Raw genomic sequence first — 13,018 nt, forward strand, 5'->3', positions numbered from 1 at the left:
TGCCAGGCAAGGAACGAAACTGCGGCCACAGGAACAAATTGGGACGTTCAGCGGTATCGCTACCGTGTGTCTCTCATTCCGACGTCGACGCGCCACTGACGCTCGTCCGCTACGTGCGGCTTTGCCGGCAGTCACTTGCAGGTGCGTTCCGCTTTAAATCCAAAACGCGAACGCTGCCCTGGGCAGCGAAATTGTAAAGGGTCTCGGTTCAGAGTATGAACCGAGGCCCTTTTTGTGCCTAGAAACAGCTTGTCCTGCTGTCAGACAGCGAATATTACCACCGAGTAGCTTTTGACTTGAAATTCCCGCCACTTTAGGCATCTGGAGGTTGCGGAACGGTTACAGTTTGGCCAGCGAGTCCCAACATCCGGACACAATGTGGGTAGGCTTACACACACATGTAGGCAACGTCACAGTAGGAAACCTGTGCTCGCGCCTGGGGGTCATCACAAATTTCCCCTGATCAACTCCACGACTCATAGGAGGCGGAATGCGTTTCTCGCGCACTTCCAAAGCTCTAGGCGTAGCGGCGGTAATCGCCCTCGCAATGACCGGTTGCGGCGGCGGCTCCGGCAGCAACACGAACAGTTCTGCCGCAGCCGACCCCAACAAGGTCATCACCGCATACAGCAACGAACCGCAGCACCCGCTGCTTCCCGCAAACACCAACGAGGTGTATGGCGGCCGCGTTGTCGAGCTGCTGTTCGAAGGCCTCCGTGCCTACGATGCCAGCGGCAAGCCGGTCAACGCGCTGGCCGAGTCCATTGACACCACGGACTCGCAGAACTGGACCATCAAGGTCAAGTCCGGTGCCAAGTTCACGAATGGCGAGGCCATCACGGCCAAGACGTTTGTTGACTCCTGGAACTTTGCAGCGCTGAGCACCAACCTCCAGAACAACGGCTTCTTCTTCGAGTCCATCGAGGGTTACGCCGATGTCAGTGCCGTGAATGAAACCACTGGAGCCGACGGCAAGAAGACCTCCACTCCGGCACCGAAGGCTCAGACGATGTCCGGCCTGGCAGCCAAGGATGACCAGACCATTACCGTCAAGCTGTCCCAGCCCGAGGCGGACTGGTCACTGCGCCTGGGCTACTCCGCCTTCTACCCGCTGCCTTCCGCGGCACTGAAGGACCCGAAGACGTTCGGTGAAAACCCGGTTGGCAACGGCCCGTACAAGTTCGCCAAGGAAGGTTCCTGGGTACACGACCAGTCCATCTCCCTGGTCAAGAACCCTGACTACAACGGCCCGCGTGCTGCCAAGAACGGTGGCGTGACCTTCAAGTTCTACACGGACCCGGGTCCCGCTTACACGGATCTGCAGGCTGACAACCTCGACGTCACCGACGTCCTGCCTTCGAACGCGTTGAAGACGTACACCACGGACTTCCAGGATCGTAACTCCACCAAGCCGGTTGCCAACAACTCCACCCTGAACATTCCGGGTTACAACCCGAACTTCCAGGGCGAAGCAGGCAAGCTGCGCCGCCAGGCGCTGTCCCACGCCATCAACCGTGAAGAGATCACCAAGGTCATCTTCAACGGCACCCGCACGCCGGCCACTGAATTCACGGCTCCCGTGCTGGATGGATACAACGACAAGATCCCGGGCAGTGACGTCCTGAAGTTCGACGTTGCAAAGGCCAAGGATCTTTGGGCCCAGGCTGAAAAGATCAAGCCTTACGACGCCTCAAAGCCGCTGCAGATCGCTTCCAACACCGATGGTGGCAACAAGGAATGGATCGACGCCGTGGCCAACGGCTTCAAGAACAACCTCGGCATCCAGGCTGAAATCCAGCCATTTGCAAAGTTTGCTGAAGTCCTCGACCTGCGCAAGTCCCAGTCCCTTCCGGGCCTGACCCGCGCCGGCTGGCAGGGTGACTACCCGTCGCTCTACAACTTCCTTGGACCGGTGTGGGCAACCAACGCATCGTCGAACTACGAGAAGTACTCCAACCCGGAGTTCGACAAACTGCTCAAGGAAGGCCTTGCAGCCAAGACGCCTCAGGACGCCAACACCAAGTTCAACAAGGCACAGGAAATCCTGTTCCAGGATCTGCCCGGCCTGCCGCTGTGGTACCTGAACCGTCCGATTGTGTGGAGCAACAACGTCGTGAAGGCCGAGACCGGCTGGAACGGCGGCATCCTGTACTACAACATCGAGGCCAAGTAGTCCTCAGGATCTGAACTTGCCGTGAGGCATTGGGGGCCCGGCCATGGCGCCGGGCCCCCAATTGCTTGCTTCGGCAGGAAGGCAAACATGACACACCAACGCCCATCAAGCGGAAAGGGGTGACCTGTGGTTCGCTATATCTTGCGTAGGCTCCTCCAGGTAATTCCCGTTTTCCTTGGAACCACACTCCTTGTCTACTACATGGTGTTCGCCCTTCCCGGCGACCCCATTGCGGCGCTCTTCGGCGATCGCCAACCTCCTCAGAGCGTCATCGACGCCCTGAGGAACCAGTACAACCTCGATCAACCGTTCTGGGTGCAGTACGGGATCTTCCTGAAGAACCTGTTTACCTTCAACCTCGGCGTTGACTTTACGCAGCAACCCATTGCAGCCTCGCTGGCAAGGGCCTTTCCGGTGACGGCGATGCTTGCTATCGAAGCACTTATCATCCAGGCCGTCTTCGGCATCGCTTTCGGTGTTTTCGCCGGACTGCGCAAGGGCAAGTTCTTCGACTCCACCGTCCTGGTCGCCTCCCTGGTGGTGATTGCTGTTCCCACGTTCGTGCTCGGCTTTGTCTTCCAGCTCGTGTTCGGTGTCCAGCTCGGATGGGCAAAACCGACCGTTGGGGCCAACGCCGACTGGGGCAACCTGATCCTGCCTGCGGTGGTTCTAGGCCTTGTTTCCTTCGCGTACGTCCTGCGCCTGACCCGTGCATCGGTGAGCGAAAACATGAATGCCGACTATGTGCGGACCGCAACAGCCAAGGGGCTCTCGCGTCCGCGTGTGATCATGGCCCATATCCTGAGGAATTCGTTGATCCCGGTTGTGACCTACCTTGGTGCAAACCTTGGCGGCCTCATGGGCGGTGCCATCGTCACTGAAGGCATCTTCAACGTTCCGGGAGTCGGCAACAAGCTTTTCCAAGCCATTCAGCGCAGCGAAGGCCCCACCATCGTTGTGATCGTCAGTGTCCTTGTTCTTGTCTTTGTTGTCACCAATCTCCTGGTTGACCTCCTGTACGCCTGGCTTGACCCGAGGATCCGCTATGACCAGTAACACTGAACACTTCGTCGCCCCAATCGATGAGACTCCGCTGCAGGCCACGGACACCGTCAAGCTTGAACAAGCGCCCCTCAGCCTTTGGGCCGATGCCTGGCGCAAGCTGCGCCGGCGCCCGCTGTTCATCATCTCCGCTCTGCTAATCCTGCTGTTGACCACAGTTGCACTTTTCCCGGGCCTGTTTACGAGCGTTGCGCCCGACAGCGACTGTCAGTTGGCCAACTCGGAGGCAGGACCCACGTCCGGACACCCGCTTGGTTTCACGCTGCAAGGCTGTGACGTCTATTCGCGTGTCATTCATGGCACGCAAGCTTCGTTGTCCGTGGGCGTCCTGTCTGTGCTGTGCGTGATCGTCATCGGTGTGACCCTGGGTGCACTGGCCGGATACTACGGCGGCTGGCTCGATGCCGTACTTGCACGATTGGGTGACATCTTTTTCGCCCTCCCCATCATCCTGGGTGCCCTGGTCATTACGCAGCTGCCGTTCTTCCGGGAAAACAGGGGCGTCTGGACCGTCGTAATTACCATATCCATGCTGGCGTGGCCGCAGATGGCCCGTATTACGCGTGGTGCCGTTCTTGAGGTCCGCAACGCTGACTTCGTGACCGCAGCGCGTTCGCTGGGTGTCTCCAACTTCGGGGCGTTGCTGAAGCACGCGCTGCCGAACGCACTGGCTCCGGTGATCGTCCTGGCAACCCTGGAGCTCGGTGTCTTCATCGTTCTCGAAGCCACACTGTCCTTCCTGGGTGTGGGCCTGCCGCCGAGCGTGATGTCGTGGGGTAACGACATCTCGGCAGCCAATGCCTCAATCCGCACCAACCCCGGAATTCTGCTCTACCCGGCAGCGGCCCTGTCCATCACCGTCCTGAGCTTCATTATGCTCGGCGACGCCGTCCGCGATGCTCTTGATCCCAAGAGCCGTCAGCGCTAAGGAGGCGAACATGGCTTCTGCCAACATTAGAATCGATGAAGTCGCGGCACAGGGAAGGCCGATCCTGGAAATCAAGGATCTGGCCATCACCTTCAGGACCGGCTCCGGTGAGGTCAAGGCGGTAAAGAACGCCCACTTGACCATCATGCCGGGCGAGACTGTCGCCATCGTGGGGGAGTCCGGTTCGGGGAAGTCGACGACGGCCCTCGCCGCCATTGGCTTGTTGCCTAACAACGGACGCGTCTCGGGTGGACAGATCCTGCTGGACGGCGAGGACATCTCCCATGCGCCGGAAAAGCGCATGATTGAACTCCGCGGCAGCCACATCGGCATGGTTCCCCAGGACCCGATGTCCAACCTCAACCCGGTTTGGAAGATCGGCTACCAGGTCCGCGAGACCCTCAAGGCCAACGGTCGTCCGGACGGACCCGAAGACGTTGCCCGCGCTTTGGCTGAGGCAGGTCTTCCCGATGCTGGACGGCGCGCCAAACAGTATCCGCATGAGTTCTCCGGCGGTATGCGCCAGCGTGCTCTCATTGCCATCGGGCTAAGTTGCCAGCCCAAGCTCCTGATCGCGGACGAGCCCACCTCTGCGCTGGACGTCACAGTCCAGCGCAAAATCCTGGACCACTTGGATACCATGACCACGGAGCTCGGTACGTCCGTGCTGCTCATTACCCACGACCTCGGCCTTGCGGCTGAGCGCGCAGACAAGGTAGTGGTCATGTACCAGGGCAACGTTGTTGAAGCAGGACCTTCCTTGGAGCTGTTGCGCAACCCGCAGCACCCCTACACCCGGCGACTGGTGGAATCGGCACCCTCGCTCGCATCGCGCCGAATCCAGGTTGCCAAGGAGCAGGGCGTGGAAGCCAGCGACCTCCTTGCTCCCGTGGCGGCAGCCAAGGCCCGTGCAACGGACGAGGTCCTGCAGATCAAAAACCTGCGCAAGGTCTACAAACTGCGGCAGGGGCTGGGCAAAACCGCGGACTTTGCCGCCGTGGATGACGTCAGCTTCCACGTCAAGCGCGGAACCACCACGGCCATTGTGGGCGAATCCGGTTCGGGTAAATCCACCGTGGCCAAAATGGTCCTCCAATTGGAGAAGCCCACCGAGGGCCGGATTGTGTTCGACGGCGTGGATACCGCTGGGCTCAAAGGCAAGGATCTTTTCAAGTTCCGGCGCCGCGTACAGCCGATTTTCCAGGATCCTTACGGTTCCCTGGATCCGATGTACAACATCTTCCGGACCATCGAAGAGCCTCTACGTGTCCACAAGATCGGAAATGCGGCGAGTCGCGAAAAGAAGGTCCGCGAACTGCTGGACCAGGTGGCTTTGCCACAGTCCATGATGCAGAGGTATCCGAACGAGCTTTCCGGTGGGCAGCGGCAACGCATTGCCATTGCCCGGGCCTTGGCCTTGGATCCCGAAGTGATCATATGCGATGAGGCCGTTTCGGCACTGGACGTCCTGGTCCAGGCCCAGGTGCTGAATCTTCTGGCAGACCTCCAGGACAACCTGGGCCTGACCTACCTCTTCATCACCCACGACCTCGCGGTGGTCCGCCAGATCGCGGACCACGTCTGCGTGATGGAAAAGGGAAAGCTGGTTGAGACGGGCAGCACGGACGATGTCTTCGACAACCCGCGCGAGGCTTACACGCAGGCACTGTTGGATGCCATTCCCGGCGGCTCGCTGCTGCTGCCGCCCGCGGTGGCCTGACCGGCGTCGTACTCTCCGCCGACGAGAGAACAGCAAGAGCCGGTGGTACCCACATGTGGGAACCACCGGCTCTTGCCGTTAAGGAGTCGGCCCCACAACGGTGCCCTATTCGGCTGACACCGACGCGGCGGTGTCCGGGCGGGCTGTGAGGCCGAGCGCGGTCAATTCCCGCGCCAGAACACTGCCCAACTTCGCGTGGCCGGACGGCTTCATGTGGACGCCGTCCTGGAGGTCTGCAACGGCATCGTAGCGGGTCAGCCAGTCGCCCGCGCTGACAAACGGGATCGCTTGCTTGGCGGCGATCCGGCCAAGGAGTGCGTCCACCTCAGACCGGCGGCCGCCACCATTGTCGGCTCCCCGGGCCAACGTCCCGATCATCGCCAGGCGAGCCCCCGGATAGCGCTTCCTGAGCGCAGCGAGGAGCCGTTCGGCGTTACTGGTGATCTGGGCATCGGTGGCCTTTTGTGAGGCGTCGTTGCCGCCACCCTGGACGACGATCAGGGGCGGATCTCCATAGGGCAACAACCAGTCCCCGCGCTGGAGGGCGTCGATGTAATTGCCCGTTTTGCCGTTGGAGGCAACGAATCCCGTGCCGCCCATGCCCACAACGTGCAATTTGTATCCAAGCGCAGAAATTCCCCTTTGCGGCCATGAGTCCTTGGGCATGGCTTGTGAATCGCCAATCAACACGGCCGTGTGGCGTACGTCGGCCAGGACCACTTCGTCGCGGTTGTTCGACGGATTCCTGTAGAGCGAACCCACTGGCAGGTCCAGGGCACCCGGGGTGGGCGCTATCGTACGGGGTTTGTCCGCGGCGGACGTCTCGGCAGGAACGGGCGCGGCTGAGCGCGAGGGGGTGGATGGTGGGGTTGCTTGGTTTGGTCCGCAGCCGACCACCAGAACGCCAACGGCGATCAAGGGTGCGAGCAGGCGGAACGCGGCCGAGGCTTTGCGCATCGTTGGTCTCCGTATGGCACTGGTTCTGCAGCAATCATGGGGCAAAGGAAACAGAAAATCCAGCATCTTGACTGCCGGTTACTAAAGCGTGATGTGCTGTGATGGGCGCCACAATTAGGGCCTAAATGGCTTGCTTTTTAGGCTGATAAATGCAACTGCGTTTAGACTTGCTGTAGGTGCCCTGTGTCCCGGGGTCTTTTCGTTGTGTGTTCCGATCAGGTGATCAGGTATGCGCGCGGATACAAACAACTGACTTCACCACTGAAACGAGTCATCAACGCATGTCTGAAACCATCACCAACACTGCGTCGCGGAGCGATCTGCGCAACGTCGCGATCGTCGCACACGTTGACCACGGCAAGACCACCCTGGTCGACGCCATGCTCAAGCAGACCAACTCCTTCGCTTCCCACGGTGAGGTTGAGGACCGCGTCATGGACTCCGGTGACCTTGAGCGCGAAAAGGGCATCACGATCCTCGCCAAGAACACCACGGTTGCTTACAACGGCCCGTCGTCCAACGGCGAAACCATCACCATCAACGTCATCGACACCCCCGGTCACGCCGACTTCGGTGGCGAGGTCGAGCGCGGCCTTTCCATGGTCGACGGCGTCGTCCTGCTGGTCGACTCCTCCGAGGGTCCGCTGCCCCAGACCCGCTTCGTGCTCCGCAAGGCCCTTGCCGCGCACCTGCCCGTGATCCTCCTGGTCAACAAGACGGACCGTCCCGACGCCCGCATCGATGAGGTTGTCCACGAGTCCATGGACCTGCTCCTGGGCCTGGCTTCGGACCTTGCCGATGAAGTTCCGGACCTGGACCTTGACAAGGTCCTTGAGGTTCCGGTTGTCTACGCTGCCGCCAAGGTTGGCCGCGCCTCCCTTGACCAGCCGGACAACGGCTCCGCCCCGGAGAATGAGGACCTTGAGCCGCTCTTCAAGACCATCATCGAGCACATCCCTGCTCCCACCTACAACCCGGATGGCGTGCTCCAGGCGCACGTGACCAACCTGGACGCTTCGCCGTTCCTTGGCCGCCTCGCCTTGCTCCGCATCTACAACGGCACGCTCCGCAAGGGCCAGACCGTTGCCTGGGCCCGCGCCAACGGTGAACTCAAGAACGTCAAGATCACCGAACTCCTGGCCACCAAGGCACTGACCCGCGTTCCTACCGAGTCGGCCGGTCCGGGTGAGATTGTTGCTGTCGCAGGCATCGAGGAAATCACCATCGGTGAAACGCTTACGGACGCCGAGAACCCGCAGCCGCTGCCGCTGATCACGGTGGACGACCCGGCGATCTCCATGACCATCGGTATCAACACCTCGCCGCTGGCCGGCAAGGTCAAGGGCGCCAAGGTCACCGCCCGCCAGGTGAAGGACCGCCTGGACAAGGAACTGATCGGTAACGTCTCCATCAAGGTTCTCCCCACCGAGCGTCCCGACGCCTGGGAAGTACAGGGCCGTGGCGAACTCGCCCTGGCAATCCTCGTTGAGCAGATGCGTCGCGAAGGCTTCGAGCTGACCGTTGGCAAGCCGCAGGTGGTCACCAAGACCATCGACGGCAAGATCCACGAGCCGATGGAACACATGACCATCGACGTCCCCGAAGAATACCTCGGTGCCGTGACCCAGCTCATGGCAGCCCGCAAGGGCCGCATGACCAACATGGCCAACCACGGCACTGGCTGGTGCCGCATGGAATTCATCGTCCCGGCCCGTGGCCTCATCGGCTTCCGCACCAAGTTCCTCACCGACACCCGCGGTGCGGGCATCGCGGCGTCCATCTCCGAAGGCTACGAGCCGTGGGCCGGTCCCATCGAATACCGCACCAACGGTTCGATGGTTGCCGACCGCGCCGGTGTTGTCACCCCGTTCGCCATGATCAACCTGCAGGAGCGCGGTTCCTTCTTCGTGAAGCCCACCTCTGAGGTTTACGAAGGCATGATCGTCGGCGAGAACTCACGCGCCGACGACATGGACGTCAACATCACCAAGGAAAAGAAGCTCACCAACATGCGTGCTGCTTCCTCGGACACTTTCGAGAACCTGACGCCGCCGCGGGATCTGACCCTTGAGGAATCCCTCGAATTCGCCCGTGAAGACGAGTGTGTCGAGGTGACTCCGGAGGACATCCGTATCCGTAAGGTCATCCTCGATTCCAACGAGCGTGCCAAGGCCAACCGCGCCCGCGCCAAGGCATAGTCCAGCCCGGACGAATCCGGCTGTACCAGAATGAACAAAGGAGTCGCCAGTGCGGCCCGTGGCATCGCCACGGCCGTGCTGGCGGCTCTTTTTGTTGCTGCGGCAGGCACGGCACTGCACCGGCAAACCGTGGTGCTCTCCGGCGTCGACATCCCCTGGGGCGTCGGCGCAGCGCTGTTGCTGCTTGCGTCGGTCCAGTTGTGGTTGGCGGCGTGGTCGGTTTCAGTTATTCCGACGGCGGTAGCTGGCGGAGTGGCCTACGCTGCCGTCGGTGCGTTGTCGTCCGGAGGACCCAGCAAACAGTTGTTGCTGGGCGACGCCATGGGCAACACCTGGGTGTTTGGCATTGCCGCGGTCACCTTGATCATGCTTGTGGTGGCCAGCCGGCTACGGATGCGCTGGCGCGGCGCTGCTCATACGCAGAGTCTGGCACGCAGCCGCTAACGCTGCCCGCGCCGCGGTGGAGGAGGAGGAACTTCCTTTGCCGCGATGACCAACCCCAGTGGAATTTCGACGTCGGAGGTCCGCGTTCGTACGGTGCAGCTGCTTTCCGTGGTGGTCACCAGGTACCCCAGTGCGTCCGTGAGCCCGTCCTCGATCCTGTAGCGCACCACCACCCGGATGCCCGGCTGGGCCTTGAGCAGAAATTGTCTGGGTGGCAAATGCGGGGGAGTCACCGTTTCATACTAAGACGCGGGCTAGGTTGGCGTCATAGCACTGTTGGATAATAGGCTCAGAAGTTGAGTGTCCGGCATGCTGCCGGCCGTATTACCCCGGCTGTGGCCGGGACAAACCGTGGAGAGGTCTGGGACGTGACGTACGTAATCGCGCAGCCGTGTGTAGATGTCAAGGACAAGGCATGTATCGAAGAATGCCCTGTCGACTGCATTTACGAAGGTGAGCGTTCCCTCTACATCCACCCCGATGAATGCGTCGACTGCGGTGCCTGCGAACCCGTATGCCCTGTGGAAGCCATCTACTACGAGGATGACACCCCGGAAGAGTGGGCCGACTACTACAAGGCCAACGTCGAATTCTTTGACGACCTCGGTTCCCCGGGCGGCGCTGCGAAGATCGGCAACACCGGCAAGGACCACCCGTTCATTGCCGCCCTGCCCCCGCAGAACCAAGACCACTAAGGGCGGTTGCTTCCTTGATTTCCGCGGCACCGGCCTTCGGCCTTAACCTGCCCGACTACCCGTGGGAGGCCATGGCACCCTATGTCGCCACAGCCGCCAAACATCCCGGGGGAGCAGTCAACCTGTCCATCGGAACACCGGTCGACCCCACTCCCGGCCTGATCCGGGATGCGCTGGCAGCGGCGTCGGATGCGCACGGTTACCCAACGGTGCATGGCACGGAAGCCTTGAGGCAGGCTGTCGTGGACTGGTTTGCCGCCCGCCGCGGAGTGGTCAACCTGGATCCGAAGGACGTTATGCCCACGGTGGGTTCCAAGGAACTCGTCGCCTGGTTGCCTTTCCTGCTGGGCCTTGGCAACGGGGACGTCGTAGTCAGGCCTACCGTTGCCTACCCCACATATGACATCGGTGCGATGCTGGCAGGAGCCACTGCCGTGGCGGCTGACAGCCTGGACGAACTGGATGCCGCCACGCGCGCAAGGGTTCGCCTGGTGTGGATCAATTCGCCGGGCAATCCCACGGGCAGCGTCCGGAGTGTCGAATCGCTCCGGGAGATCGTGGGCCAGGCACGCGAAGTCGGCGCCGTTGTGGCCTCCGACGAATGCTACGCCGAGCTTGGCTGGGGCGAATGGGATGTCCAGCGTGGGGGAGAAGCTGTCCCGAGCATCCTGGACCCACGGGTTTCCGGTGGTTCCACGGATGGCCTGCTGTGCGTCTATTCGTTGAGCAAACAGTCCAATCTGGCTGGCTATCGGGCTGCTTTCGTGGCTGGTGACTCCGCGATTATGGCCAACCTTGTTAACAGCCGGAAGCACGCAGGAATGATCGTGCCCTATCCGGTGCAGGAAGCGATGCGCGTCGCGTTGGGCGATTCGAACCACGTCCTTGCACAGAAGGATCTCTACCGCGGACGTCGGGAGAGGATCGTTCCGGCTCTTGAGAAGTTCGGATTGCAGATCCATGAGTCCAATGCCGGCCTCTATCTGTGGTCTACGGCCGGGGAAGCTACGTGGGATACGGTGGCCCGTTTTGCTGAGCTGGGAATCGTCGTAGGCCCCGGCGTCTTCTACGGTGATGCCGGTAACGGCTTCATCCGGGTGGCACTAACCGGCAGCGATGAACGCATTGACGCAGCCGTGGAGAGGTTAAGCGCAAGCTCATAACAATGCTGTGACTTGTGCCACAAGCCGCGTCATTCCGCCAGTAACCGGACGGAACGGATTAGTTCCGGGGGGTTACTGGCGGTAGCTTTTTAACTGACTATCAATGGTGGCCTTCAATAAGAAAGCACTGCGGTCGTTGGAGCCCTGCAACAGTGGGGCCGAAAACGGCGTCACCAGAAGTTGGTTGGACAAGCGTTCTATAGAGGCCCAGAGGCCTCATGAAGGGGACTCCATGACTGAGACCACCAGCGCGACACTGCGCCATGCCGGCGGCGAACTTGAACTGCCGCGCATCCAGGTTGTAGAAGGAAACGAAGGTTATGACGTTTCCAAGCTGCTGAAGCAGACGGGCGCCGTTGCCTATGACCCCGGCTTCATGAACACAGCGGCCACCACCTCGGCCATCACGTACATTGATGGCGACGCGGGCATCCTGCGCTACCGCGGGTACCCGATCGAGCAGCTCGCCCAGCACTCGAGCTTCCTGGAAGTTTCCTACTTGCTGATCTACGGCAACCTTCCCACTCCCACGGAGCTGGAAGCCTTCGATCAGCGCATCCGCCACCACACGCTCCTGCATGAGGAACTGAAGGGCTTCTTCGGCGGATTCCCGCGCGACGCCCACCCCATGCCGGTGCTTTCCTCGGCTGTTTCGGCGTTGTCCACGTTCTATCAGGACTCGCTGGATCCCTTCAACGCGGAGCACGTGGAAGTTTCCACCATCCGCCTCATGGCCAAGCTGCCGGTTATTGCCGCTTACGCCCACAAGAAGTCCATCGGCCAGCCGATGCTCTACCCGGATAACTCCATGAACCTCGTGGAAAACTTCCTGCGCCTGAGCTTCGGCCTCCCGGCCGAGCAGTACGAGCTGGACCCCGTTGTGGTCAAGGCCCTTGACCTGCTGCTCATCCTGCACGCTGACCACGAGCAGAACTGTTCCACCTCCACCGTCCGCTTGGTAGGTTCCTCCAACGCGAACCTCTTCGCCTCGGTATCCGCTGGCATCAACGCCCTCTTCGGTCCCGCCCACGGTGGCGCCAATGAAGCCGTGCTGAAGATGCTGCGCCAGATCCAGGCCGAGGGCATCAAGCCCGAGGACTACATGGAAAAGGTCAAGAACAAAGAAGACGGCGTCCGCCTCATGGGCTTCGGTCACCGTGTCTACAAGAACTACGATCCCCGTGCCAAGATCATCAAGGCAACGGCCCACGAGGTCCTGGGCAAGCTCGGCGGCAACGACGAACTGCTGGACATCGCCATGCGCCTTGAAGAGAAGGCCCTGGCTGATGACTACTTCATCCAGCGCAAGCTGTACCCGAACGTGGACTTCTACACTGGCCTGATCTACAAGGCGATGGGTTTCCCGGAGAAGATGTTCACTGTCCTCTTCGCCATCGGCCGCCTCCCGGGCTGGATTGCCCAGTGGCGCGAAATGATCAACGATCCCCAGACCAAGATCGGCCGCCCGCGGCAGCTCTACACAGGGGAGCCGGAGCGCAACTACCCGGCCAACTGATTCGGTCGGCTGAATCAGACCAATCACGACGGCGGGCGCCCCCCCCGGGCGGGGGGGGGGGGGGCCCGATACTAGCACGCGTCTAACGCTCTTTAACACGGAAGCCGGGAGAACGCGCCCCACCCCACCCGCCCCACACCACACCACACACAAACCACAGAC

11 protein-coding genes are annotated in these 13,018 nt (G+C 61.2%); 9 read left to right on the top strand and 2 right to left on the bottom strand.

The window, feature by feature from the left end:
* The first annotated feature begins 490 nt into the window (after window positions 1-490).
* The 4 genes from J2Y41_RS02920 (at window position 491) to J2Y41_RS02935 (ending at window position 5,883) form a co-directional block, all read left to right on the top strand.
* Window positions 491-2,173: an ABC transporter substrate-binding protein gene (locus J2Y41_RS02920; protein ID WP_224164884.1), complete on the top strand. Its 1,683-nt coding sequence runs from the start codon at window positions 491-493 to the stop codon at window positions 2,171-2,173.
* 126 nt (window positions 2,174-2,299) lie between these two features.
* Window positions 2,300-3,229, top strand: coding sequence for an ABC transporter permease (locus J2Y41_RS02925; protein ID WP_224088212.1), 930 nt, complete (start codon window positions 2,300-2,302; stop codon window positions 3,227-3,229).
* Window positions 3,219-4,163, top strand: a complete 945-nt coding sequence (locus J2Y41_RS02930; RefSeq protein ID WP_224088211.1) for an ABC transporter permease — start codon at window positions 3,219-3,221, stop codon at window positions 4,161-4,163. Before J2Y41_RS02925 ends, J2Y41_RS02930 begins: the two co-directional genes overlap by 11 nt.
* Window positions 4,164-4,173: 10 nt before the next feature.
* Window positions 4,174-5,883 (top strand): ABC transporter ATP-binding protein, encoded by a 1,710-nt coding sequence (locus tag J2Y41_RS02935; protein ID WP_309925962.1) that lies wholly within the window; start codon window positions 4,174-4,176, stop codon window positions 5,881-5,883.
* Window positions 5,884-5,988: 105 nt separating this feature from the next.
* On the opposite strand, the gene J2Y41_RS02940 is transcribed toward J2Y41_RS02935, so the two are convergent.
* Window positions 5,989-6,840, bottom strand: coding sequence for an SGNH/GDSL hydrolase family protein (locus J2Y41_RS02940; protein WP_224164873.1), 852 nt, complete (start codon window positions 6,838-6,840; stop codon window positions 5,989-5,991).
* A gap of 281 nt (window positions 6,841-7,121) precedes the next feature.
* Between J2Y41_RS02940 and typA the strand changes: the two genes are divergently transcribed.
* Together typA and J2Y41_RS02950 are read left to right on the top strand one after the other, a co-directional pair.
* Window positions 7,122-9,038 (top strand): translational GTPase TypA, encoded by a 1,917-nt coding sequence (typA, locus tag J2Y41_RS02945; protein WP_223933779.1) that lies wholly within the window; start codon window positions 7,122-7,124, stop codon window positions 9,036-9,038.
* Window positions 9,039-9,068: 30 nt separating this feature from the next.
* On the top strand, window positions 9,069-9,482 hold the full coding sequence (locus tag J2Y41_RS02950; protein ID WP_309925966.1) for a hypothetical protein: 414 nt from the start codon (window positions 9,069-9,071) through the stop codon (window positions 9,480-9,482).
* On the opposite strand, the gene J2Y41_RS02955 is transcribed toward J2Y41_RS02950, so the two are convergent.
* Window positions 9,479-9,715: a hypothetical protein gene (locus tag J2Y41_RS02955; RefSeq protein WP_224088207.1), complete on the bottom strand. Its 237-nt coding sequence runs from the start codon at window positions 9,713-9,715 to the stop codon at window positions 9,479-9,481. The genes J2Y41_RS02950 and J2Y41_RS02955 overlap by 4 nt on opposite strands.
* Before the next feature lie 135 nt (window positions 9,716-9,850).
* Between J2Y41_RS02955 and fdxA the strand changes: the two genes are divergently transcribed.
* The 3 genes from fdxA (at window position 9,851) to J2Y41_RS02970 (ending at window position 12,856) form a co-directional block, all read left to right on the top strand.
* Window positions 9,851-10,177: a ferredoxin gene (gene fdxA, locus J2Y41_RS02960; protein WP_018776555.1), complete on the top strand. Its 327-nt coding sequence runs from the start codon at window positions 9,851-9,853 to the stop codon at window positions 10,175-10,177.
* Between the two features lie 14 nt (window positions 10,178-10,191).
* Window positions 10,192-11,340 carry a succinyldiaminopimelate transaminase gene (dapC, locus tag J2Y41_RS02965; protein ID WP_309925967.1) on the top strand — a complete coding sequence of 383 codons (1,149 nt, stop codon included), beginning with the start codon at window positions 10,192-10,194 and terminating at the stop codon, window positions 11,338-11,340.
* Between the two features lie 232 nt (window positions 11,341-11,572).
* A complete protein-coding gene (locus J2Y41_RS02970) occupies window positions 11,573-12,856 on the top strand; it encodes a citrate synthase (protein WP_224088206.1) in 1,284 nt (427 codons plus the stop codon).
* Window positions 12,857-13,018: the final 162 nt, after the last annotated feature.

Origin of the sequence: Arthrobacter sp. 1088, from assembly GCF_031455315.1 — a bacterium.
Lineage (GTDB): Bacteria > Actinomycetota > Actinomycetes > Actinomycetales > Micrococcaceae > Arthrobacter.